This is a genomic window from Marinovum sp., assembly GCF_034669705.1.
GTDB lineage: Bacteria > Pseudomonadota > Alphaproteobacteria > Rhodobacterales > Rhodobacteraceae > Marinovum.
Genome location: NZ_JAXMOR010000023.1, coordinates 47,823 through 72,115 on the forward strand (window position 1 = coordinate 47,823; position 24,293 = coordinate 72,115).

The window sequence follows — 24,293 nt, forward strand, 5'->3', positions numbered from 1 at the left end:
CGGTCAGACCCGGGACCGGGCGAGCGCGGCCCAGTCCCGCAGGATCTGCGTGGCCTCGGCGTCCATGTGCTGTTCCGAGGGCATCATCCGCTCAGAGACCGCGTGGCCGCATTCATGGGTCAGCCGGTCGACATCCACCGGAAAGCGCGCAGCCTCTGGCAGATCGGCAATCGCGGCCCCGGCCTGCGCCATGTCGGCGGCGTAATAGAGCGCCGTGATGCCGGCGATGTTCATCGCCGCCACGCAGAGCGCGCAGGGCTCGCAACTGGAATAGAGCGCGCAGCCGCGCAGATCGACGGTTTCCAGATTGCGGCAGGCATCGCGGATTGCTTCGGTCTCGCCATGCGAGGTCGGGTCGTGGTTCATCACCGAGCGGTTGATGCCCTCGCCGACGATCCTGCCGTCCCTGACGATCACCGCGCCGAAGGGCTCGGTGCCGGGGGTGTCGAGCGCCTGCGCCGAGATCTCGATGGCGCGGCGCAGGAAGATTTCATTGTACATCGGGGGTTCCTTCTTCGGCCGCGAAACAGGCAACGCGGCGGTTGTGGACATGGGCGCGGCGCTGCGGGCGCTCGGATGTGCAGCGGTCAAAGGCCAGCGGGCAGCGCGGGTGAAAGCTGCAGCCAGAGGGCGGCGAGACCGGCGAGGGCACCTCGCCCCCCATCGGGGTGCGGTCGCGTTGCGGCGCTTCGAGATCAGGGATCGTCTCGAGCAGCAGGCGGGTGTAGGGGTGGAGCGGGTTGGCAAAGAGATCGGCGGTCGGCTGGATCTCGACGATGCGGCCAAGGTACATCACCGCGATCACATCGGCCATGTGGCGCACCACGCTCAGATCGTGGCTGATGAAGAGATAGGTCAGCTCCATCTGCTTTTGCAGCCGTTTCATCAGGTTGAGCACCTGCGCCTGCACCGAGACATCCAGCGCCGAGGTCGGCTCGTCACAGACCAGAAACTCCGGCTCGCCGGCCAGCGCCCGGGCGATGGAGATCCGCTGCCGCTGGCCGCCGGAGAACTCATGCGGGAACTTCAGCCCGTCGGCCGCCGCCAGCCCCACGGTGCGCAACAGCTCGTCGACCCGGGCCGAGACCTCGGCCTCGGGCGTGTCGGGCTTCAGCGTGCGCAGCGGCTCAGCGATGATCCGGGCGACGCGCCAGCGCGGGTTGAGGCTGGCAAACGGGTCCTGAAAGATCATCTGCAGCCGGTCGCGGTCGCCGTTGAAGGTGATCTTGCCGCCCGACGGCGCATGCAGCCCGGTGACCAGCTTGGCAATCGTGCTCTTGCCGCAGCCGCTCTCGCCCACCAGCGCGAGGGTCTGGCCGCGCTGGATGATGAAATCGACCCCATCGACGGCACGCAGGGTTTTGCGCGGCTTGCGCTCGATCACCCGGTTGAGCCAAGGGGCGGAGACGTCGAAGCGGCGTTCCAGCGCATCGACCTCGAGGATGGCATTGGGGCGGAGGATCATGCGGCTTCTCCCTGTTCAACGGTGCCGGTCTGGGCCAGCCAGCAGGCGGCGCCGGTGGTCTCTTCGCGCGCGATCTTCGGCACCTCGGCGCGGCAGCGCGGCCCGGCGTGGGCACAGCGCGGGTTGAAGGCGCAGCCCTGCGGGATCGCATTGAGGCGCGGCATCGAGCCGGGGATCATCTGCAGCTCTTCCACGTCCTTGCGCAGCGAGGGGATCGAGCCCATCAGCCCGGTGGTATAGGGGTGGCGCGGACGGCGCACGAGGTCATCGACGCTGCCGATCTCGGCCAGCCGCCCGGCGTACATCACCGCCACCCGGTCGGCGGTCTCGGCGATCACCCCCATGTCGTGGGTCACCAGCATCACCGCCGTGCCGCGCTCGCGGCAGAGCCGTTTCAGCAGCGCGGTGATCTGCGCCTGAATGGACACATCGAGCGCGGTTGTCGGCTCATCCGCCACGATCAGCTCCGGCTCGGCGCAGAGCGCCAGGGCGATCACGATCCGTTGCCGCATCCCGCCGGAGAACTGGTGCGGGTAGCTGTCGATGCGCTCTTCCACCGCCGGGATGCCGACCTCGCGCATCAGCTCCTTGGCGCGCTCGCGGGCGCGGGGCTTGTCGAGGTCGATGTGCAGGCGGATGGTCTCGACCAGCTGGTCGCCGACCCGGAACAGCGGGTTGAGCGAGGTCAGCGGGTCCTGGAAGATCGCGCCGATGCGGCGGCCGCGCACGGCCTGCATGGCGCGGTCGTCGAGATTGTCGATCCGGTCGCCAGAAAGGTGAATGGTGCCGGCAGCGATCCGCCCCGGCGGCTCGAGCAGCCCGAGGATCGACATGCCGGTCATCGACTTGCCGGCGCCGGATTCACCGACCATGCCAAGGATCTCGCCGCGGCGGATTTGCAGCGAGATACCGTCGACGGCGGTCAGCACGCCCTTTCGGTTGGGAAATTCGACGCGCAGGTTCTGCACGTCGAGAACGACATCGCTCATGGCGCGGCCCTCTCGTAGCTGGGGGTGAAGATCTCATGTACCGGCGGATGGCCGGCGGTGCGGTCTGGGTACCTGGCGATCAGCCTGTCGAATTGCGCCTGGGCGCGGGCAGCGTCGGCGGTGGCGTCGACGCCGGGGATCACGCCATCCGTCATCACCTGCCGCCCGTCGATGAAAACGTCGCGGACGTCGCGACCGGAGGCCCCGGTCATGATGGTCTGCACCGGGTCGGGCGTCTGCAAGGTGTGGCTGAGGTCGATCACCGCGATATCGGCCTTGGCACCGGGGGCAAGCCGGCCCAGATCGGCGCGGTTCAGCGCCTGTGCGCCGCCGAGCGTGGCGGCGTCGAACATCTCTTCCGAGCGGATCGCCTCCATGCCTTCGGCCAGCCGCGCGGTCATCATGCCGATCTGCATGTTCAGGATCATGTCGGCCGGATGGGTGTCGGTGCCCAAACCGATATTGATCCCCTTGGCGCGGGCCTTGGGGAAGCTCCTCAGCATCCCGCCATGGCGCGCGGCAACCAGCGGGCAATGCACCAGCGTGGCCCCTGCCCCGGCGATCAGGTCGAACTCCGCTTCGGTGGCTTGCGTGCCATGCGGCAGCAACCAGTTGCCGCGCAATGCGCCGATCCGGCTGAGCCATTCGATCGGCGCGCAGCCGTGCTGCTCGCGCACCAGCCGCAATTCAACCGGCGACTGGCTGCAATGCTGGCGCACCGGCGCGCCCATCTCGGTGGCGATCTCGGCGGTACGTTGCAAAAGCGTCTCGGTGCAGGTCTCGATCCGGTCGGGGGCAAACATCGCGCGGATGCGACCGCCGGCGATGCCGTCGATGCGCTGTGCGAAATCAGCCGCCTCCGCCAGCCCGGCCAGCCCGCGCGCCTCGTCAAAGACCGCGCGGATATTGCCGGCCTCATCCGTCACCTGCCCGCCACTGCGATAGGCCGGGCCGAGGTAGACCCGCAGCCCGAGGTCTTCGGCGGCGGCGGCGGCGGCTTCGAACTCCGCGACCGTCTCGCCCCATTCCCGGTAAAACAGCGAGGCGATGGGCAGCGCCGTGGTGATCCCGTTGCGGATCAGCTGCGCAAAGGCATGGCGCTTCTGAAACGCCAGTTCTTCGGGCGTATACATCTCGTAGGGCCCGCGCGCGATATAGCTCTCGGGCCAGACCCGGCCTTTTTTCCATGCCGGCCCGTTGTCGTAGCCGAGGATCGTGGTGTCGAGATCGGACAACGCATCGAGGTCGATGAACCCGGGCGAGATCACCGCTTCGCCATAGTCGACGCGCCGTGTCACCTCGCCGTGGAAACCCGCCCCGACGTGCAGCACCTGCGAGCCCTCGATCACCACCACGCCGTTTTCATGCACCACATGGTGCCCGTCCCGGTGGCCGATGACCCAGCGGGCCGTAAGCAGCGTGCGACCCTGCATCACGGTGCCTCGATCACGCAGGCACCGTCGCGAGCAATCACCGCGCCGCCCTTCAGCACCAGCTTGCGCGGCGCATGGGTGACGACGGCCTCGGCCAGTGTCTCGCCCTCGACCAACACGCAATCAGCGCGGCAGTCCGGCTCCAGCCCGTAGCCCTCGACCCCCATGATCGCCGCCCCGCCAAAGGTGCAGATTTCCAGCGCCAGCTCGACCTCGTCATCGCGGCGCAGGTTGTTGCGCATGCCGATCTGCATGGCCTTTTCCAGCATGTCGGAGTTGCCATAGGGCCCCCAGGTGTCGCGGATGCCATCGCAGCCCGCGCCGGTCAGAATACCAAGCGCCTTCAACTCCTTGACCGCGGGCACCGGCGCCGCGGCCGGCGCGGTCGTCAGGATATGGATGCGGTGTTTCGCCAGTTTCTCCTGCAATCCCGCCACATGGCCGCGATCCACCGCGCCAAGGCAGAAGGCATGGGAAATCGACACCCTGCCCTGCATCCCCAGTGCCACGGTCCGGTCGATGATCTCTTCCATCGAGAACCAGCCCAGCGCGTCGCGCTCATGCAGGTGAATGTCCACCGGCTTGCCGTGTTTCTCGGCCAGCGCAAAGACCGTATCGAGGTGGCCCTTGGGGTCATGCTCCATGCCGCAGGGGTCGATGCCGCCCACAAGGTCCGCGCCCATCGCCAGCGCCTCTCCCATCAGCTCGGCGGTGCCCGGCCGGGTCATCATGCCGGACTGCGGGAAGGCCACGATCTCGATATCGACCATGCCGGCCAGCTTGTCGCGCGTCGCCATGACGCCCTCGATCCCGGCCAGCCCGTGGTGAGTATCAACATCCACGTGGCTGCGGATATGGGTGCAGCCGTGCGACATGGCGAGGATGGCATGGCGTTCGCTCTGTACCTGTGGATCGAGGCCGAGCGAGACCTTGACCTCGCGCTCGTTGTCGATCTTGTCGATCAGCCGCGGGCCGACCTCATTGCGATACCACGGCAGGCCGAGCAGCGACTTGTCGAGATGGGTATGCGCCTCGACCAGCCCGGGGATCACGATGCGCCCGCCGCCGTCGATCACCTCGGCCCCCTCGGGCGTGTCGGCGACAAAGACGCCGTCAACGATATGCAGGTCGGTGGCCGGGCCGCCCATCGGGCGCACGTTCTGAATAGTCTTGGAGGTCACTGAAATCACCGCAGTTTGGGGTTGAGCGCATCGCGCAGCCAGTCGCCGATCATGTTGACCGAGAGCACGATCAGGCAGAGCTGGATCGACGGGAAGACCACGATCCACCACAGGCCGGAGAAGAGATATTGGTTGCCGATCCGAATGAGCGTGCCGAGCGAGGGTTGGTCCGGCGGCATGCCGACGCCGAGGAAGGACAGCGTCGCCTCCGACAGGATCGCCAGGCCGAAGTTCAGCGTCGCCGCCACCAGAATCGGCGTCAGGCAGTTGGGCAGGATGTGGTGCAGCATCACCCGCCAGGATTTCACCCGGATCAGCTTGGCCGCCTGCACGTATTCCTTTTTCGCCTCGACCATCGCCGAGGCGCGCACCGTGCGGGCATATTGCACCCAAGAGGGTACCGCGATGGCAAAGATCAGGATCGGCGCCGCCAGCACGTCCTTGAGGCCCGTGGGCAGCGAGGCGGAGGCGATGGCGGTGATCAGGATGGCGATCAGGATGAAGGGCATCGACAAGAGCACGTCGCCCACCCGCATGATTACATTGTCGATCCAGCCGCCGAAATAGCCCGCGACCAGCCCCAACGCGAGGCCCACGGCCAGCGCCAGCAGCACCGAGGCAAATCCGATGATCAGCGAGATGCGCGAGCCGTAGAGCACCGCCGAAAGGATGTCGCGGCCTTGCGTGTCGGTGCCCAGAAGGTAGGGCCATTGGCCGTCTGCCTCCCAGATCGGCGGGATTTCCGAGTTCCAGAGCTCGAGCGCGGCCAGGTCGTAGGGGTTCTGCGGTGTGATCCAGGGCGCGAGAAAGGCGGTCAGCGCCACCAGCGCCAGCAGCACCGCGGCAAAGATCGCCGAAGGATGCGCGCGGAAGGAAAACCACAGGTCGCTCTCGCGCAGCCGGGTCAGCCGCGAGGGGCGCACGGGGGCCGCGGTGGCGGCGGTCTGGGTCAGGGGGATGGTCTTGTCCATGGGGGTCTCCGGTTCAGCCATTGCCACGGGCGCTGTCGTCGCGCAGGCGCGGATCGACCCAGGCATAGGTGATGTCGACGAGGGTATTGAGGGCGACGAAGATGAAGGAAACGATCAGCAGGTAGGCGGCCATCACCGGCAGGTCGACAAAGGTCACCGCCTGGATGAAGAGCATCCCCATGCCGGGCCATTGAAACACCGTCTCGGTCACCAGCGCAAAGGCGATCAGGTTGCCGATCTGCATGCCGGTGAGCGTGATCACCGGCATCAGGCAGTTGCGAAGCGCGTGGCGCCATTGCACCCGGGCGGTGGGCACGCCGCGGGCACGGGCGAACTTGATGTAATCGGCGCGCAGGGTTTCCAGCATCTCGGCCCGCACCAGCCGCATCACCAGCGTCACCTGAAAGGTCGAGAGCGAGATCGCCGGCAGGATCAGCGCCGCCCGGCCAGAGGGCGTGAGCAGCCCGGTCGACCACCAGCCGATGTCCACCGTCTCGCCCCGCCCGAAGGCCGGCAGCCAGCCGAGCGAGACCGAGAAGGCGAGGATCAGCAGGATGCCCACCACGAAACTTGGCAGCGACACCCCGATGATCGACCCCAGCTGCAGCATGTTGGCCAATCGGCTGTCTCGATAGACCGCGGTGATCACCCCGGCCGGAATGCCCACCACGAGCGAGATCACGGTGGCCACCAGCACCAGCTCGAAGGTCGCCGGGAAGCGCTCCTTGATCAGCACCATCACGTCCTGCTGGTTGCGATAGGAAATCCCGAAATCGCCCTGCACCGCGTTGGTGACGAAACGGGTGTACTGGGTGACGAAACTGTCGTTCAGCCCCAGCCGCTCGCGCAGTTCGACGCGGTCCTGCAAGGTGGCCTGCTCGTTCACCATCATCTCGACCGGGTCGCCGAAGAAGCGGAAGATCACGAAGGCCAGCAGCGCCACCGCCAGCATGACGAAGGCCGCGTTGGCGGTGCGTTTGAGAAGAAAGGCAATCATTCCGGTCTCCAGTGCCGGGCAGGATGAAGAAGCGGATCCGCTCCCTTCATCTTGCCGAATAAACTCTCAGGGGGTCCGGGGGATGAAATCCCCCGGCCAGTCGGATCGTCTTGACGATCCGACGTTTAGATCAGTTCCGGATCGCGCGAGCGATCCGACTACAGGGTCAGGCCGGGTCGCCCCGCAAGGCGACCCCACCCGTGCGTCAGGAACCGGTGCCCATCTTGGCAAACCAGAGCCGCGGCTTGGCGTCGGGGAAGAGCGGCATCTCCGCCACCTCCTCGGTCACCGCCCAGGCCATCGGCTGCTGGTGCAGCGGGATCATGATCATCTCGTCCTTGACCATCTGCAGGGCCTCGGTCTGCAGCGCCAGCCGCGTCTCGAGGTCAAGCTCGCTGCCCGCCGCGTCGATCAGCGCGTCAAGCTCGGGGTAGGACCAGCCGCCCCAGTTGAACACGCCGGCATTGCCGTCCTTGGAGTGGAAGATCTGCAGCAGCGGCGAATAGCTGTCGAGCAGCGGCAGCGTCGCCCAGCCCAGGGTATAGACGTCGGTCTTGCCGTTGGTCCGCTTCGGCGATTGCACCGCGCGCGGCGCCACGTCGAGCTTGGGCGAAAGCCCGATCCGGCTCCACATCGAGGCGATGGCCTGACAGAACTGCTCTTCGTTCACCAGCCCGTCGCTGAGGCAGTTGAATTCGAACGCCAGCCCCTCGGGCACGCCGGCCTCGGCCAGCAGGGCCTTGGCGGCCTCGGGGTCATGGACCGGCAATTCGTCGAGCGCCTCGGTATAGCCCGGGATCGGCGGCGCGACGGTGGCGCCGGCGTTGCGGGACTTGCCGCGCATCACCTTCTGGTGGATCAGGTCGAGGTCGATCGCCTTGTAGAGCGCTTCGCGCACGGATTTCTCGGCAAAGGGGTTGGCCTCGCCGGTGGTCAGCGTGTCGCGGAACGGAAAGCCGATCATCACCGTGCGCAGGTCGACGCCTTCGAGCACCTCGACATTGGGCGCGGCGACCAGCCGCGGCAAATCCTGCACCGGCGCGTCATTGGTAAAGCTGATCTCGCCAGAGAGCAGCGCGGCCACACGTGTGGCGGCCGAATTCACCGGCGTCAGCTCGATCCGGTCGAGGTTGTGCTGCGGCTCGTCCCACCAGTCGGCATTGGCGACAAACACGGTCTTGGCATCGGGCTGGCGGCTCTCGACGATAAAGGGGCCGGTGCCGTTGGCGTTGTAGGTGGCATAGCCCTCGGTGCCCGCGCCCACGTCGGTCGGCATCAGCGCGTCGTTCTCGGTCATCCACTCTTCGTCGAAGATATGGATGTTGGTCAGATCGTTGAGCAGCAGCGGATAGGTGCCGTTCAGGGTGATGTCGACGGTCAGGTCATCGACCACCTTCGAGCTGACATAGGCCGGCAGGTTGCCTTTCAGCGGCGAGGTCTCGTGGCTGACGCGGGTCAGCGAGGCGACCACGTCCTCGGCGGTGAACGGATTGCCGTTGTGAAAGGTCACCCCATCGCGCAGCTTGAAGCGCCAGGTGATCTGGTCGTCGAGGATTTCCCAGCTTTCCGCCAGCGCCGGCTCGATCTTGAGCTCCTTGTTGTAGCGCACCAGCCCCTCATAGACGTGGTTGAGCACGTTGATGGTGAAGCTGTCGCCAAAGGAATAGGGGTCGAGCGAGCCGACATCGCGGTTGGCGCCCCATTTCAGCACGTTCTCGGCCTGGGCAGTGCCTGACAAAGCGGCAACTGCCGCCGTTGCAAGCATGAGATGACGGAGTTTCATGGTCTGGTCCTCGTTTACATGGATTGTATTTCGGAATCGACGAAATTGGATACGATGCATGTTGGGTGGCACAGTGAATACAATAGCTCAAGAAAATTGTATCCGATTGACTGCCAAAACTGTATGCGATAGTGATTGTGCGAATTTGATAGGCAGATCCGACCATGAGTGAGACCAGAACCACCCTGACCGACGCGGTTCATGACCTGCTGCGCAAGGCGATCATCGAACAGGCGCTGAAACCGGGCATGCGGCTGCCCGAAGACACCGTGGGCGAACAGTTCGGCGTGTCGCGCACCATCGTGCGCCATGCGCTGGTGCGGCTGGAACACGAGGGGCTGGTGGTCACCCGCCGCAACCGCGGCGCCTTTGTCGCCGAGCCCTCGCGCGACGAGGCGCAGCATGTCTTCGAGGTGCGGCGCTGCCTGGAAAACGACGTGATTCGCCTGCTCTGTGACCGGATGCCGGGCAGCGGCTATGACCGGCTCGAGGCACATGTGCGCCAGGAAGAGGCGGTGCGCGGCAAGGATGGCCCGGTGTCGATCCGCCTCGCCGGCGAATTTCACGTGCTGCTGGCCGAGCTCACCGGCAACCCGGTGCTGACCCGCTATGTCTCTGAGGTGGTGCTGCGCTGCTCGCTGATCCTGTCGCTCTATGCCCGCAGCCATTCCTCGGATTGCGCGGTCGACGAGCATTCGCAGATCATCGCCGCGATCCGCGCCGGCGATGCGCAGCGCGCCATCGCGATCATGGAGCACCACCTCGGTGCCGTCGCCGGCCGCGCCGAGCTTGCCGCGCAACCCGATAGTATCCAATCCATTCTCTCACATTACGGCAAGGAACTGGCCCAATGACCCTGCAAGACGGCTATCACGCCTTTGATTTCGCCGATCTCTCGGCCCGCCAGGCTTACAAGGTGATGATCGGCACCATCGTGCCGCGGCCGATTGCCTGGGTCACCACGATCTCTCCTGACGGTGTGGCCAATGCCGCGCCCTATTCGTTCTTCAACTGCCTCTCCGCCGATCCGCCGATCCTGGCGCTCGGGGTCGAGAACAAGCCTGACCGCAGCTTCAAGGACACCGCCTGGAACATCCGCATGACCGAATGTTTCACCGTCAACATCGTCGATCGCGCCAACGTCGAGGCCATGGCCAAGACCGCCGCCGGCTTCGGGCCGGAGGTCGACGAGCTGGAACTGGCGGGGCTGACCGCGGTGCCGGGCGACCGTGTTGCCTGCCCCCGGATCGCCGAGGCGCCGGTGGCCTTCGAATGCGAGCGCTACCTCGGCATCGCCGTCAGCTCTGCCCGCGAGATCATCCTCGGCCGAATCCTTCGCGCCCATATCCGAGAGGATATTATCGACCCTGAGACCTATTATTCCGACCACGAACGGCTTGACGCCCTGGGCCGGATGGGTGGCAACGGCTATGCCGGAACGCTGGATTACTTCGACTGGCCGACCCCCTCGGCCGATGAGGTGCGCCACCCCGGCCGCAAGGAGGCCCTGACCGGCAATCGGTGAGAGACGGGGGAGCTTTGCCGCCGGCCTGCGGCCTCCCCCAGAAATAATTATAGTCCAGAAGACGCAGGTCAGGCGGGAACGGCGACCGCGCTGCGGAGCAGGCGGGCCGGGCGGCCGCCGGTATGCCGGGAGCGTTCTGGGAGGCCGAAGTCAGTCCCGGAATTGAACCCTCTTATCAATTTCAGATACTTACAGACAATGCGGCCCAACTCACGCGGCGAAACCTCGCAGAACGCGTGCGTTTCCCCAGCAAGCGGCAAACTTCCTCGGAGCTTCTGGCGGCCCCCGCCGGACGACGAAACCCACCCGTCAGACTTACCGACACCCCCCTGCCCTCGCCCGCCACATGCAGAAACGCCCGCCGGTCAGGGCGGGCGTTGCGTGTAACCCGTGGGTTACGGTCGGTGCGGTAACCCGCGGGTTACGATTTCAGCGCCGCCTCGAAAGCCTCGATCGCGCGCTGCAGGCGCTTGCGGTCGACAGAGGCGAAATCCACGTCCGACAGGATGCGGCACTCGCCCCGGCGCGCGGTGACCTTGGTGCTGCCGACGTGAAACTCGTACTTCACGCTCTTCTCGGCCTTGGGTTTGCGCTCTGGCGCGGCGCTGCCCTCGGCAAACCGGCGCAGGATGGCGGTCTGATCCTCCGGCGTCGCGGCCTGCGCCAGCTCTTCGCGCAGCGCCGGAGCAAGCTCTGGCGCGGCCTGCAACCGGCGCGCCACCTCGACCCCGAGGTTGCGTGCCACCGCCTTGGGAAAAACCAGCGCCGCGCCCAGCTGCTCGAGCAGGAAGACGAAGCTGCGGATATAGCTGCGCTTCATCTTGTGCAGCGAGGCATAGATCCGGCTGACCAGATCGGCCGCGCCCTGCCCTTCTTCGCGCGCGGCGATGATCGCCACCTGCGCCATCTCGGCAAAGGTCAAATCCTCGCGGATGACGTTTTCCTCGACCATGTCGATATAGAGGTCGATGCGGCTCGCCGCGCCCTCGTCAACCCGCGCCACCGCCCGGGAAAACCGCGCGTCGCCGGTCTCCTTGAAGAGCTGCCGCAGCGCTGTCAGTCGCCGCCAGCCTTTCTTGAGCTGATAGCCCGCGTCGCTCGCAAAGACCTCGATCGGCTCTTTCTGTCCGCGCTCGCGGATCGAGGTCTTGAGCTCCTCCATCTCGTCTGAGGCGGCCACCGCCTCGAGATCGAGCCGGTCGCGGGGCAGGGCGTCGGTCTGGATGTCATCGAGCGGGATCTCGACAAGCACCCGGCCCTCGCCCTGCGCGCGGCGCCATTCCTTGGCGTCGGCGGCGTTCTGGCGGCGCTGCTCGACCAGGCTCTCGGTGCTCTCGGCCAATGATCCGGCCGCCTCGCGCACGGCGGCGCCCATCGGTCCGACCTCGCGCCGGCGTTTGGGGGTGTCGGGGGTGTCGATCGGGCCGAACCCGAATTTGTTCCGGCTCATGCCTCAACCTCCTGTTTCGTCTCGCGCCGTTCCCAGGCGCGCAGCACCACCTCCTTGAACTCGTCATAGGTGGCGTCAAAGGATTGCCGCGCGCGCTTCCAGGTCTCACGGGTCATCTGGCGATAATCCTGCTCATAGACCGACATCTGAAAGCGTCCCGATTGCTCCACCGCGCGGGTCATCTCGATCGCGTTGTTGCAGACGTCGGCGCCAAAGACATTGCGGAAGGCCTCCATCATCGCCACATGCAGCGGGTTCGACGCCTCGAAGCGGGTCATCAGCAGGCGGATATCATCGAACTGCTTGGGCAGGGTGATGCCGGCGTCGGCGGCGATCTTGGCGTAGCCTTCCGAAATATCCTCGAGCGCATCACCGAGCTGGCCGAGAAAGCTGGTGGTGCTGTCGTATTCCCAATAGCCGGGGCCGGAGGGGATATAGAGGATGTCGGCGGCAAAGGCCGCGTTCAGCGACTGGTAGCCGATCGCCGGCGGGCAGTCGAAGATGATCAGGTCGAACTGGTCATCGGGCAGCTCGTCAAGATAGCGGGCGACGCAGCCAAAGAAGCTCCAGGCCTTGTGCATCGAGCGGTATTGCGCGCTGGCGAACTCGACAAAGGCGGCATTGGCGCAGGAGGGGATGATGTCGATGGTTGGCCAGGCGGTCTTCTGGATGAAGTCCTGCACCCGCTGCGCGCCGATCGACTGCACGTCCTCTGGCAGCTCGTCGGCGGTGGGGTAGGGGCAGTCGGCCGGGTCGTCATAGGCGGCGGCGATGCGGTCGGCCTCGCGGCAGAGATCGCGGCACATGATGCCCCAGACGGTGTTCCACTCCTTGACCTCGACCAGCCCCATCGAATGGGTCAGCGTCGCCTGCGGGTCGAAATCCACCACCAGCACCCGGTAGCCGTCAAGCGCCGCGGCATTGGCGAGATGCTGCGCCACAACGGTCTTGCCGACGCCGCCCTTGAAGTTCGACACCGCGACGCGCATCGCCCGGCCGCCGGGGCGCTTGGGCAGCAGGGTCTTGCCGCGAAACCGCACGCGGCGGCGCAACTCGTTGATCTCGGCCAGCGAGAACCAGCGCTGGCGGCCGTCCTCTTCGGTGGCGCCCTGCGGCAGGGTCGGGTCGTCGGCCAGCTTCTTGCGCAGGGTGTCGGCGGCGACGTTGAACATGAACTGGCTGATTTCCCAGATCGAGAACGGCCGCAGGACTTTCTCCTCGCCGGGAGAGAAGGTCGCCTTGCGCACGGCGGCCTGCTGCGCCAGGCTTCGTTCGTTCATCGATTGCAGGTTGGAATGATCTCGCATGGCCTCACTCGCGTTATATGCTATTGAAGTCTGAATAACCGGATTTCGGCAGAGCGCAAAACGCAGATTCCCGAAAATCCCGATTTTTGCGGTGGCACGAGGAAATAACGGGAATTTTGTGGAAATCCTGCAACGATTTGGGTGACAGGCTGAGGTCGCCTCCAGCATATAGGGTGACACCCAAGGCCCTATAGGGTGACGCCTGGCTGTCCCCCTATACCATTAAACCCTATATTTCTTCTTTTTCAGGATTTCAGATCCCGTTCCCGTAATTAACCCGTTGTTGACAAAATACGGGATTAATGAACACTCGGTAACAGAATGGGAATCGGACGAAGAGCCGATCTCAGAGGTGAGAGTGAGCGGACATGGATGCAAAGCGATACACGGGGCCGCAGGCCGGGTCGCAGAAATACGATCTTCTGACCGCGCTGTCGGTGGCGGGGCTGAACGGGTCTGCGGGGTTTCAGACCTCGATGCTGCGGTTGGTGGCGCTGGTGACGGCGCGCTACAACTGGGCCCGCAACGAGCTGACCGTCGGCCAGCGCGAGATGGCGCGGCTCTGGTCGGTGGACGAGCGCACCGTGAAACGCGAGATCAAGCGGCTGACCCAGGCGTCGATCCTGCTTCAGCTGCGGCCCGGGGTGCGGGGCAGGGTGGCGGCCTACCGTCTCAACATCGCCGAGATCTTCCGGCTGAGCGCGCCGGTCTGGCAGCGGGTGGGGCCGGATTTCGCCCACCGCATGGAGCAGCAGGGTGCCCAGCCGGTGCCCGCCACGGTGACGGCGGTCGATTTCGCAGCGTCGCACCCGCCGGCCGGGCTGCAGGACGCGGCGCCGGCCGGGCAGGGGGGGGCCTGGGCCCGCACCCTCGCGCGGCTGGCAGAGCTTGAACCGGCCCTGCATCGCAGCTGGTTCGTCGCGCTCAAGCCCGGGGGCTGTGACGCCGGCGTGCTGACGCTCCGCGCCGCGTCGGAGTTTCAGGCCCGCTATGTCCAGACCCATCACCACGCGCTTTTGCTGGGCACGGCGCAGATGGAATACCCCGATCTCAGACGCATCGAGATTTGCGCGTGACGCGGCGCCCCGCGCATGCGGCGCCACCCCGTGAGGCAGCTTATGGCGCGGCCTCCGGGTGGGCCGTGCGCAGGGCCAGCGGAGCCTTGAACTCAGCGCTTGGTGTCGGTCGCGGCGCCGGCGATCGGTCTCGGGCGCTGCCTGCCACAGCGAAAGGGGCGGCCCGGAGCGTCAGGCCCGGCGCGCCGCCAGCGGTGCGGCGCGGGCCTTGATCTTGCGGATCGGCCAGAGGTCGCGCGTCTCCTCGCGCCTGAGATAGGGGCGCGCCGGCGGGCCGTAGCACTGCTCCACCGGCACCCGGCCCAGCCCGGGAACAAGCGCCGCCAGCGTGGTGAGGGTCGCCGGGGGAAACATGGCCAGCGACTGCGGGCCGGGATAAAAGCTCTCGAAGGCGGCACCATTGGCAAAGACGATCTGATGGCGGTCGAAGAGCAGGTGCAGATAGGTCACGCGCTTCTTGCCATGGGCCACCCGCGCCGCGCCGCTCAGCCCGGTCAGGTGCTTGGCGCGCACCAGCGCGGGCGCCCCCCCGGTCAGGGCGCTGTCGAGCAGCATGCCGTGCTGTGGCGAGACCAGGGTGTCGCTGTGCAGCCCGTTAAACCCCTCCGGCATCCAGATCGGCCGGCTGTCGGGCGCCGCCGCCAACGCCTGCGCGCCAAGCTTGCGGCGTCCGATCCAGCGCAGCGGTTGCAGGCCGTGGTCGAGGGTGGCGATCAGGTCGCCGGGCTCCAGCCGCTCGATCGGCCGCTCGCCGCGCGCGGTCCGGATCAGGGTGCCGATGGTGAAACAGGGCACCCCGGCCGAGGTCATCTGCGAGCTGCTGCTCATCTGCGCCGGCGACACGCCCTGCAGCAGCAGCGTCTCGCCGTTGGGGAAGGACAGCAGCGCATTGCCGAAGCCGTCGTCGGTGACCGTCACATCCGCCAGCTGGATCGGGTTGCCCTGGGCGTCGGTCAGGCCCGACAGGTCGAGCTGGTCGTTGTAGCGCCCGTCGCCATCGCTGTCGGTGAGGTCGAAATCCGAGATCGTGTCGGCCCCCGACCCGGCGGAGACGGCAAAGACGTCGTCGCCAGCACCGCCGGTCATCAGGTCGTTGCCGGTGCCGCCCGCCAGGGTATCGGCGCCGCTGCCGCCGTCGAGGGTATCGGCCCCGGCGCCGCCTTGGATGCTGTCGTTGCCCGCGCCGCCGGTCATCACGTTGGCCTGGTCGCTGCCGGCCAGGCTGTCATTGAAATCCGACCCCGAGACATTCTCGATCGAGGACAGGGTGTCGCCCTCGGCATCGCCGCCGCTGCCGGTGCCGTGGGCCAGGTCGACCTTCACGGCGCTTGCCGAGCCGCTGTAATCCGCGGTGTCGGTGCCGGTGCCACCGACCAGTGAATCCGCCCCTTCGCCGCCGTTCAGGGTGTCATTGCCGGCGCCGCCGTCGAGGGTGTCGGTGCCGGCACCGCCGGACAGGCTGTCGTTGCCGGCCCCGCCCTCCAGCAGGTTGTCGGCGCGGTTGCCGCTGAGCGTGTCGGCGTGGGCCGAGCCCGTCACGTTCTCGACGCCGGAGATATGGTCGCCCTCTGCCGTGCCGCCCGATCCGGTTCCGGCGGCCAGGTCGACCGCCACGCCTGAGTCGCTGCGGGCGTACCAGGCGGTGTCGGTGCCGGTGCCGCCTGCCAGCGTGTCCGCCCCCGCGCCGCCGGCCAGGGTGTCGTGTCCCGCGCCGCCGCTCAGCCTGTCGGCCCCGGCATCGCCGGCCAGGATGTTGTCCTGTGCGTCGCCGGTCAGCGTGTCGGCATGGCCAGAGCCCCAGAGGTTCTCGACCCCGGTGATGGTGTCGCCCTGCGCGTCGCCGCCCGATCCGGTCCCGGTCGCCAGGTCGACATCGACCCCCGCGCCAGAGCCTTCATAGCTGGCCCAGTCGGTGCCGGCCCCGCCATCGAGGCTGTCGCCGCCGGCGCCACCGATCAGCACATCCTCGCCAGCGCCCCCGTCCAGGATGTCGCGGCCGCTGCCACCGTCGAGCCGGTTGTTGCCGCCATCGCCGGTCAGCGTGTCGTTGCGATCCGAGCCGATCAGGTTCTCGAAGTTGCTCAGCGTGTCGCCCTGGGCGTCGCCGCCCGATCCGGTTCCGGTCGCCAGGTTGACGTTCACCGCGGTGCCCGAGGAACTGTAGTCGGCGGTATCGATGCCGGCGCCGCCGTCAAGCGCATCGGCCCCGGCGCCACCATTGACGAAATCGTTGCCGGTACCACCCCGAAGGGTGTCGGCGCCCTCGGCGCCAAAGAGCGTGTCATCGCCCCCGCCGCCGTCGATCACGTTGGCCTGACCGTCGCCCAGCACAGCGTCGCCGAAATCCGAGCCGGTGACGTTCTCGATGCCGGTGAGCGTGTCGCCCTCGGCATCGCCTCCCGCCCCGGTGCCAGTGGCCAGGTTGATGGTGACGCCGCCGCCGGAGGCGCTGTAATCGGCGGTATCGTGGCCGGTGCCGCCATCGAGGGAATCCGCCCCCGCGCCGCCGATCAGCGTGTCGTCGCCAGCGCCGCCGTTCAGCGTGTCGGCCCCGGCGCGGCCATCGAGCACATTGGCCTGGCCATCGCCGGTCAGCAGGTCGGCGTGGTCAGAGCCGGTGACGTTCTCGATATTGCTCAGCCGGTCGCCCTCGGCCGTGCCGCCGCGGCCGGTGCCGGTGACCAGGTTGACCGCGACGGCCGAGCCGGAATCGGAATAGACGGCGGTGTCTGTGCCGCCCGCCCCGTCGATCGAATCCGCGCCGCTGCCGCCGAGGATGGTGTCATTGCCGGCGCCGGCGATGATCGTGTCGTCGCCGCCGTAGCCATAGATGATCTCGTTCTGGCCGTCGGTGCCGTCGATCTGGTCGCCCTGGGCATCGGTATAGCCCACGCCCATGGTCTCTGCGGCATCGGTGCCATTGACCGACACCAGCCAGCCCTCGGCAAAGGCGCTGTAGTCGGTCGAGCCGATGCTGTTGCCGCCAACCTTCTGATAGCTTGCCCCCGGCGTCATCGGCGCGTCGGTGGCAAAGCCCCAGACCTCGCCTGCGATGCCGTTCTGAGACAGCACATAGACGTTGATCACCGGCCCGACGGGCGTGCCGTCGGCGCTCAGCTCCTGCAGCCGGATGATGGATTCCGCCTCGACCCCGGTGCCGTCGGCCACAAGGCCGGCGCCATCGGTGATCACATGATGGGCAAGGTCGTCATCCTCGAAGGTGTCGGGATTGCCGCCGGTATCCTCGAGCGTGATCTGATAGGCCGAGAACCCCTCGTTGAACTGGTACTGGGTGCCGTCGGGCGAGTCGGAATTGTTGATGATCGTGTCGCCGACCGTCTGGCTGGTCGACAGGATCACCGTCAGCGCCTGGCTGTCGACGGCATAGAAGGTACGCGCTACCATCGGGTCTGCTCCTCGGGTCGGGTCGGCCTTGCAGCCTCGCTGCGGTGATCACTGTCCGAGGGGGTAGCCGAGCTTGATTGATAATTTCCTTACCACGCCCGGCGTCTTCGATCAATTTCAATCCTTTGCGCTGTCTGACGTGCGACGGGGCAGGGCGGGCCGCGTGACCCGCCCGCGCGGTCTCAGAGCAGCATCATCGCCCCGGCCAGCACGACGCCGGCGATGAACAGGGTCTCGAGGAAGATCAGCACCACCGATTGCATCGGCACCGAGAGGATGCGCCTGAGTTCGGTCTTCATGCCGACGGCGGCGATGGCGGTCAGCATGGCCCATTTCGACAGCGCCCAGAGCGCCGATTGCACCGCCTCGGGGATGGCGCCCAGCGAGTTGACGCAGGCCAGCGCCAGAAAGGCCAGAACGAAGCCCGGCACCACCGGCGGCCGCTTGCCGTCGCGCGGCTCCTCGACCCCGGCCTTGCGCAGCGACAGGGTCAGGATCAGCACGAAGGGGGCCAGCATCGACACCCGGATCAGCTTGACCGTGGTGGCGGTCTCGCCGACCTGGTCGGAGACCGAGAACCCGGCGCCCACCACCTGCGCCACGTCGTGGATCGTGCCGCCAAGAAAGATGCCGGCGGCGTGATCGGACAGGCCGATGAGCTGCACCAGGATCGGGTAGAGGATCATCGCCACCGTGCTGAGCAGGGTGACGCCGAAGACGGTGAAGCTGAGGTTGCGTTCGCTGAACTCGTTGCGCGGCAGCACCGCGGCGATCGCCATGGCGGCCGAGGCGCCGCAGATCGACACCGCCCCCGCCGTCAGGATCGCCAGCCGCCAGCCGCGGCCCAGCAGTCGCGCGGTGATCCAGCCAAAGACCAGCGTCGCCAGCAGCGCGCCGACGATCAGCGCGATCACCCCGAAGCCCAGCCCGACGAAGACCTCGAAGCTGATCCGCGCACCCAGCAGCGCCACGCCGAGGCGCAGTACCGTCTTGCTGGCAAAGCCGATGCCCGCGGCGCAGCGCTCGCCATCCTCGACCAGGAAGTGCAGCGACAGCCCGATCAGCAGCGCCAGCAGCATCGCCGGCGTGCCGTAGTGATCCGACAGGAACTGCGCCGCCAGCGCCGCCAGCCCGCAGACCAGAAGCCCCGGCCAGAGCGTGTCGAGGCGGGACGCGGCCAGCCTCAGGCGGGGGGTGGAACGGGCGGTCTCGGTCATGCGGGTGTCTTTCGGTTGCAAACGTGGGTCAGAACAGCAGCCCGCCGGGCAGCGGCACGGCAAGCAGCTGGCGGAAGCAGAGGGTGAAGAGGAGGATCACCAGCGCCACGCCGGCGGCCAGAACCGCCCAGCTGCGCCGGTCGCGGCGGTCGTGTTCGGCGCAGAGCATCAGCCCCAGCGCCATCACGATCCCGGCGGCGGCAAAGCCCAGCACCGGCACCAGCACCACCGCAAGCCCCATCGAGGCCGGCACGCCGAGGCGGCGCAGCGCCGAGCCGCTGCTGCGGTCCTCGGTCACCCGCCGGGTCAGCAGCGTCTCGAGCGCCGCGAAACCGCAGAGGATCAGCATGCCGATGGCGATGGTGCGCGGAAAGACCGCCGCCTCTGGGTTGAGCGGCCCGCTCTGCACGATGGCCACCACTGCCACCGCCGCCATGACGCCGATCCCGGCCAGATCGCGCAGGACGGCCGCAGCGTCGGCACGGGGCACGGCCTGCGCCGGATCGCCGGGCGTGGCCGGGCGGCGGCGCAGTGCGGTCATCAGCGCCGGCCAGAACGGGTAGAGGAAGCTGAGAAGCGTCAGCGCGATGATCACCAGCGACAGCGGCCGGCTGAAGAACTGGCCCCAGACGTTGCCCATGGCGTCGCCGATGGTCCAGCTCTGGACAAAGCCCTCCTCGGCGATGCGGCCGAGGATCAGCCCGAGCACGATCGGCGAGACCGAGAAACCGCGCCGGCCGGCGATCCAGCCGATCACGCCCAGCACCACCATGACGCCGACATCGGCCAGGCTGTTGCGGATCGAGAAGCTGCCGATCACCGTCATGAAGGCCACCACCGGCACCAGCCCGGCCTTGGGCGCCTGAACGATGGTGCGATAGGCGAAGCGGCCGATCAGCAGGCCGACCGGCAGCATCAGGATCGTGGCGAGGAACAGCCCGAAGATGAAGGTATAGACGATGTTCGAGCCGTCGGCAAAGAGCGTCGGGCCGGTGCGCACGCCCTGCACCAGCAGCGCGCCGAGGATCACCGCGTCTGGCGGCGTGCCGGGGATGCCCAGCACCAGCGTCGGGATGAAGCCGCCGCCGACGGTGGCGTTGTTGGCCGATTCCGTGGCCACGATGCCGCCGGGATTGCCGGTACCATAGGCCGGGGCGCGGCGGTTGGCGCGGCGCGCCTCGGAATAGGCGACGAGCCCGGCGATCGAGCCGCCGGCGCCGGGCAGGGCGCCCACCAAGGTGCCGATGACCGAGCTTTTCACCACGTTGACCTTCTCGTGCATCAGCGTCCAGAAGGCCTCTGGCAGGCGGAAGCCGCGGGTTTCCGCGGGCTCCTTGAGGTGCCGGTCGCGGCGCGCCGCCAGTTCGATGAGCACCGGCACGCAGTACAGGCCGATGAGGGCCGAGACCGTCTCGATCCCGCCCAAGAGGGTGTTCGAGCCGAAGGTGAAGCGGACCTCGGCGCTGGTTTCCGAGATGCCCACCATGGCGATCAGGATGCCGAGGCAGGCGCCGATCAGCCCCTTGAGGAAATCCCCGGTCGAGAGCGCGGCGATCAGCGACAGGCCGAAGATGGCAAGCCAGAAATATTCCACCGGGCCAAAGGCCAGCGCGGCCTCGGCCAGCGGCGGGGCCAGCAGCAACAGCGCGCCGGCGCCGACCAGACCGCCCACCAGAGAGGCGAGGCAGGCCACGGTGACGGCCAGATCGCCATCGCCCTTCTTGGCCATCGGGTAGCCGTCGAAGGTGGTGCCGATGGCCGAGGGGGTGCCGGGGGTGTTGAGCAGGATTGCGGCATAGGCGCCGCCATAGATCGCGCCGGTATAGATCGCGCCCAAAAGGATCAGCGCGCTCTCCGGCGGCATCCCGAAGGTCAGCGGCACCAGCACTGCCACCGCCATGGTCGCGGTCAGACCCGGCACCGAGCCGATGATCGTGCCGGCCGCCACGCCCCCGAGCGCGAGCAGGATATTGAGCGGCGTCAGCGCCGCGAGAAGGAAGTCGAGCATGATCTGATCCCGTGGTTCGAGGGGGACGCCGGCCGCTTGGCCCGCGACAGGCGGAGGGCCCGCGAGGGGCCCTCCGAAGCAACCGGGACGGTTGTCAGTCGATGATGCCGGCGGCGCGGGCGGCGGGCAGGTATTCCTCGGCCCGGGCCGCCATGAAGGCATCCATTTCGGCGCCGTAGGGCACGTCGAGCAGGGCAAAGCCGCCGTCGATCATCTTTTGGCGGAAGGCCTCGTTCTGGTTGATCGCCGCAATCGCGTCAGACACCGCCTGACGGGTCTCTTCCGAGGCACCCGAGGGCACCGCGATGCCACGGTAGGCGCCGGAGACGATGTCATAGCCCAGTTCCCGGAAGGTCGGCACATCGGGGAAGGCCGGGTGGCGCTCTTCCATCGCCACGGCCAAGAGCCGCACTGCATCGCCCTGGCCCACGCCGACGGTGGTATAGCCCCATTCGGCGCTGACCTGTCCGCCCAGCATCGCGGTCACCGCGGCGCCGGTGCCCTTGAAGGAGACATAGGTCGTCTCGGTCTCGGCCAGCTCGTCAAAGCGGATCGCCACCAGATGGTTGGCGGTGCCCTTGCCAGAGCCCGAGAAGGTCACCTGCCGCGGCTTCTCCTTGGCGTCGGCGATCAGGTCGTCGAGGGTCTGGTAGGGGCTGTCGGCACGCACCACGATGGCGTCTGGCGTGTAGTGGAACATGTAGACATTGGTGATGTCGTCGGTCTCGAAGCCGACATTGCCCTGCTTCGGCTTGAGGATGATATGCGGCAGGTTCACCCCCATGATGACCGAACCGTCATCGGCCATGGAATTGAGCTGCGACCAGCCCACCGCGCCGCCGCCGCCGGGCTTGTAGGAGACGATCAGCTGCTCGCCGTAGAGCTCTTCGAAGAACGGCTGCTGAAAGCGGGCGGTGATGTCGGACTCGCCGCCGGGGCCGAAGGGGATGATGTAATCCACCTGGCCCGGCGGGAAATCCTCTGCCTGGGCGCCGGTGAGCGAGGCGGTGAGCGCGGCAAAGCCGATCAGCGCCGCCTTGAGGGTCTTGTTTGTCATTGTCTTTCCTCCCTGTGGTTTGGTTTTTTCCGGCGGGCTCAGGCGCCCGCCAGGCTTTCGATCTCCGCTCTCAGGTGGCCCGGCAGGGTCACCTGCTGGCCGCCGTTGGCGGCGCCGCGTCCGTCCAGACGCTTCTGGCCGGGCAGGCGGGTGCCGGGCTGGTCGGTGATGGCGCCGAGCAGCGCCTCGATCCGCCGGCCGAAATCGGGCACGGCCGAAGTGTCGAAGGCCAGGATCATCTGGCCGACGCCCGGCGCCGGCCCCTCGGCGTCAAAGAACGACGAAGCCTCGTCGGAGCGGTTGGCCCCGGTCAGCGTGGCGGCCAGCACCTCGACGATCAGCGCCAGCGCCGCGCCCTTGGCATCGCCCGCCGGCAGCATCGTGCCGGCGAGCGCCGCCGCCGGATCGGTGGTCGGGTTGCCCTCGGCGTCCAGCGCCCAGCCCTCCGGGATCGGCTGGCCGGATTTCGACGCCGCCATGACCTTGCCGCGCGCCACCTTCGACAGCGACAGGTCGATGACCAGGGGCGGGGCGCCGTCGCGCGGTGCGGCAAAGGCGATCGGATTGGTGCCGAAAAGCGGCGCATGGCCGCCCCAGGGCGCCATCGCCTTGGGGGTATTGGCCACCATCAGCGCCACCAGCCCGGCCTCGGCCAGACGCTCCACATGCGCGCCAAGCTGGCCGCAGTGATGCGAGCGCCGGATCGCCGCCATGGCGACCCCGGTCTCTGGCGCGAGACGGGCCAGTTCGGCAATCGCCTGTTCGATGGCGGGAAAGGCAAAGCCGTCCTGCGCGTCGACGTCGATCCGCGCGCCGCGGGTCTGCAGCTCGGGGATTGCATCGCCGCGCAGCTTGCCGCTGCGCAGCTGCGCGGCGTAGGAGGCCACGCGCGAAAAGCCGTGGCCCTTCTGGCCATCGATCTCCGCCGCCACCAGCGCGCGCGCGGTGCTCAGGGCATTGTCCTCGGTGGCGCCGGCGGCGACAAAGGCGCGGGCGACCAGCGCCTCGGCCTCTTCGCGGGGCAGCGATGTGTCAGGCGGTGACATGGGCAAGCTCCTTGCGGACGTTGTCGACGGTGATCGCGCTGACGCGGATGTTGCCCTCGCGGGTGACGCCCGCGATATGCGGCGTCAGCACCAGATTGTCGATCCCGGCAAAGACTTGGCCGGCCTCGGCGGTCAGCGGCTCGACCGCGAAGACATCGAGCGCGGCGCCGCCGAGATGGCCCTCGCGCAGCGCGCGGGCCAGCGCCGGCTCGTCGACCACGCCGCCGCGGGCGGTGTTGATCACGATGGCCCCGGGTTTCATGCCGGCGAGGGCCTCGGCGCCGATCAGGCCGCGGGTCTCTTCGGTCAGCGGCACATGCAGCGACAGCACGTCAGAGCGCGCCAGCAATTCCTCGATCGAGCAGCGGGTCACCCCCTGCCAGGCCGGATCGCCCTCGGGCAGGTAGGGGTCGTAGGCGGCGATCTGCATCCCCAGCGCGCGGGCGCGGGCGGCCACGGCGCGGGCAATGCCGCCAAAGCCCAAAAGGCCCATGGTGCGGCCCGCGGCCTCGGCGCCGATCAGGGCGTTGCGCGGCCATTGGCCGGCGATCATCGACGGGGTCGCGCCATAGGCGCCGCGCAGCAGCGTCAGCGTGGTCGAGATCACGTATTCTGCCACCGAGAGCGTGTTGGCGCCGGTCGCGGGCCTGACCGCGACGCCGCGCTCGGCGCAGGCCGCCATGTCGATATTGTCGAGGCCGACGCCCAGCCGGCCGACGACGCGCAGCGCTGGGGCGGCCTCGAGCAGCGTCCGGTCCACCTGGGTCCGGTTGCGCACGATCAGCCCGCCGGCGCCGGCAAGCGCCGCCAGCAGCGCCGTGCGGTCGTCAACCAATGTGGGGTCGTAGAGCACCTCCGCTTCCGGCCCGAAGGCCGAAAGCGCGGTCTCGTCCATGAATTCCGAGACGACGATCTTCATGGATCAGGCCGACCGGTAGAGCTTGGTCATCGAGAACTCGCGATGGCCCAGCGCCTCGGCGGCGGTGTTGCGGCCGTTGGCGGTGCGGCAGATCATCTCGATCAGCGCGTCGCCGGCCTCGTCGATGGTCTGCTCGCGGCGCAGGATGCCAGAGACATCGACGTCGACATGCTCGGCCATGGTGCGCACGGTGCGCGGGTTGGCGGTGATCTTGATCACCGGCACGATCGGGTTGCCCACCACGTTGCCCTGACCGGTCGGGAAGGTGTGGATCACCGCACCGCCCGCCGCCATCAGCGTCACGCATTCCGCCGCCGCCGAAGAGCTGTCCATGAAGTAGAGACCACTGCCCGACTGCGGCGCCTCGGCCGGGTCGAGAATGTCGATGAACTGCGAGGTCCGGCCGATCTTCTCGAGGTTGCCGAGGGCCTTTTCCTCGATGGTGGTCAGACCGCCCTCGATAT

General features: G+C 67.6%; 19 protein-coding genes and 1 pseudogene. 3 read left to right on the forward strand and 17 right to left on the reverse strand.

Annotated elements, in window-relative coordinates:
- Positions 1 to 3 precede the first annotated feature (3 nt).
- From VOI27_RS15800 to VOI27_RS15835, 8 genes are all read right to left on the reverse strand, one after another.
- On the reverse strand, positions 4 to 501 hold the full coding sequence (locus VOI27_RS15800; RefSeq protein ID WP_323766333.1) for a nucleoside deaminase: 498 nt from the start codon (positions 499 to 501) through the stop codon (positions 4 to 6).
- On the reverse strand, positions 491 to 1,465 hold the full coding sequence (locus VOI27_RS15805) for an oligopeptide/dipeptide ABC transporter ATP-binding protein (protein ID WP_323766334.1): 975 nt from the start codon (positions 1,463 to 1,465) through the stop codon (positions 491 to 493). The genes VOI27_RS15800 and VOI27_RS15805 overlap by 11 nt, the downstream gene beginning before the upstream one ends.
- Positions 1,462 to 2,454 (reverse strand): ABC transporter ATP-binding protein, encoded by a 993-nt coding sequence (locus VOI27_RS15810; protein ID WP_323766335.1) that lies wholly within the window; start codon positions 2,452 to 2,454, stop codon positions 1,462 to 1,464. Before VOI27_RS15810 ends, VOI27_RS15805 begins: the two co-directional genes overlap by 4 nt.
- The gene (locus tag VOI27_RS15815) at positions 2,451 to 3,887 is read right to left on the reverse strand and encodes a chlorohydrolase family protein (RefSeq protein WP_323766336.1); all 1,437 of its coding nucleotides are present in this window, start codon (positions 3,885 to 3,887) and stop codon (positions 2,451 to 2,453) included. The genes VOI27_RS15810 and VOI27_RS15815 overlap by 4 nt, the downstream gene beginning before the upstream one ends.
- The gene (locus tag VOI27_RS15820) at positions 3,887 to 5,068 is read right to left on the reverse strand and encodes an amidohydrolase family protein (RefSeq protein ID WP_323766337.1); all 1,182 of its coding nucleotides are present in this window, start codon (positions 5,066 to 5,068) and stop codon (positions 3,887 to 3,889) included. The genes VOI27_RS15815 and VOI27_RS15820 overlap by 1 nt, the downstream gene beginning before the upstream one ends.
- Positions 5,069 to 5,073: 5 nt before the next feature.
- Entirely contained in the window at positions 5,074 to 6,039 is a 966-nt protein-coding gene (locus tag VOI27_RS15825) for an ABC transporter permease (protein WP_323766338.1), read from the reverse strand.
- Between the two features lie 13 nt (positions 6,040 to 6,052).
- Positions 6,053 to 7,036 carry an ABC transporter permease gene (locus tag VOI27_RS15830; RefSeq protein ID WP_323766339.1) on the reverse strand — a complete coding sequence of 328 codons (984 nt, stop codon included), beginning with the start codon at positions 7,034 to 7,036 and terminating at the stop codon, positions 6,053 to 6,055.
- Positions 7,037 to 7,241: 205 nt separating this feature from the next.
- Positions 7,242 to 8,819, reverse strand: a complete 1,578-nt coding sequence (locus tag VOI27_RS15835) for an ABC transporter substrate-binding protein (protein WP_323766340.1) — start codon at positions 8,817 to 8,819, stop codon at positions 7,242 to 7,244.
- Positions 8,820 to 8,983: 164 nt separating this feature from the next.
- On the opposite strand from VOI27_RS15835, the gene VOI27_RS15840 reads away from it, so the two are divergent.
- Positions 8,984 to 9,673, forward strand: coding sequence for a GntR family transcriptional regulator (locus VOI27_RS15840; RefSeq protein ID WP_323766341.1), 690 nt, complete (start codon positions 8,984 to 8,986; stop codon positions 9,671 to 9,673).
- A complete protein-coding gene (locus tag VOI27_RS15845; RefSeq protein WP_323766342.1) occupies positions 9,670 to 10,344 on the forward strand; it encodes a flavin reductase family protein in 675 nt (224 codons plus the stop codon). Before VOI27_RS15840 ends, VOI27_RS15845 begins: the two co-directional genes overlap by 4 nt.
- 421 nt (positions 10,345 to 10,765) lie before the next feature.
- Here VOI27_RS15845 and VOI27_RS15850 read toward each other — a convergent pair whose 3' ends face one another.
- Both VOI27_RS15850 and VOI27_RS15855 read right to left on the reverse strand, forming a co-directional pair.
- Positions 10,766 to 11,794, reverse strand: coding sequence for a ParB/RepB/Spo0J family partition protein (locus VOI27_RS15850; RefSeq protein WP_323766343.1), 1,029 nt, complete (start codon positions 11,792 to 11,794; stop codon positions 10,766 to 10,768).
- Positions 11,791 to 13,101, reverse strand: a complete 1,311-nt coding sequence (locus VOI27_RS15855) for an AAA family ATPase (protein ID WP_323766344.1) — start codon at positions 13,099 to 13,101, stop codon at positions 11,791 to 11,793. The genes VOI27_RS15850 and VOI27_RS15855 overlap by 4 nt, the downstream gene beginning before the upstream one ends.
- A 368-nt stretch (positions 13,102 to 13,469) precedes the next feature.
- Between VOI27_RS15855 and VOI27_RS15860 the strand changes: the two genes are divergently transcribed.
- Entirely contained in the window at positions 13,470 to 14,177 is a 708-nt protein-coding gene (locus VOI27_RS15860; RefSeq protein WP_323766345.1) for a hypothetical protein, read from the forward strand.
- A 171-nt stretch (positions 14,178 to 14,348) separates the two neighbouring features.
- On the opposite strand, the gene VOI27_RS15865 is transcribed toward VOI27_RS15860, so the two are convergent.
- From VOI27_RS15865 to VOI27_RS15895, 7 genes and pseudogenes are all read right to left on the reverse strand, one after another.
- Positions 14,349 to 17,582, reverse strand: coding sequence for a Hint domain-containing protein (locus tag VOI27_RS15865; RefSeq protein ID WP_323766346.1), 3,234 nt, complete (start codon positions 17,580 to 17,582; stop codon positions 14,349 to 14,351).
- Between the two features lie 182 nt (positions 17,583 to 17,764).
- A complete protein-coding gene (locus VOI27_RS15870) occupies positions 17,765 to 18,799 on the reverse strand; it encodes a YeiH family protein (RefSeq protein ID WP_323766347.1) in 1,035 nt (344 codons plus the stop codon).
- A 28-nt stretch (positions 18,800 to 18,827) separates the two neighbouring features.
- The gene (locus tag VOI27_RS15875; protein WP_323766348.1) at positions 18,828 to 20,807 is read right to left on the reverse strand and encodes a tripartite tricarboxylate transporter permease; all 1,980 of its coding nucleotides are present in this window, start codon (positions 20,805 to 20,807) and stop codon (positions 18,828 to 18,830) included.
- Positions 20,808 to 20,901: 94 nt separating this feature from the next.
- Positions 20,902 to 21,864 (reverse strand): tripartite tricarboxylate transporter substrate binding protein, encoded by a 963-nt coding sequence (locus tag VOI27_RS15880; RefSeq protein ID WP_323766349.1) that lies wholly within the window; start codon positions 21,862 to 21,864, stop codon positions 20,902 to 20,904.
- Between the two features lie 38 nt (positions 21,865 to 21,902).
- The gene (locus VOI27_RS15885) at positions 21,903 to 22,910 is read right to left on the reverse strand and encodes an Ldh family oxidoreductase (protein ID WP_323766350.1); all 1,008 of its coding nucleotides are present in this window, start codon (positions 22,908 to 22,910) and stop codon (positions 21,903 to 21,905) included.
- Entirely contained in the window at positions 22,897 to 23,829 is a 933-nt protein-coding gene (locus VOI27_RS15890; RefSeq protein ID WP_323766351.1) for a hydroxyacid dehydrogenase, read from the reverse strand. The genes VOI27_RS15885 and VOI27_RS15890 overlap by 14 nt, the downstream gene beginning before the upstream one ends.
- A 3-nt stretch (positions 23,830 to 23,832) precedes the next feature.
- Positions 23,833 to 24,293, reverse strand: a pseudogene (locus VOI27_RS15895) (D-galactarate dehydratase); the annotation flags it as partial.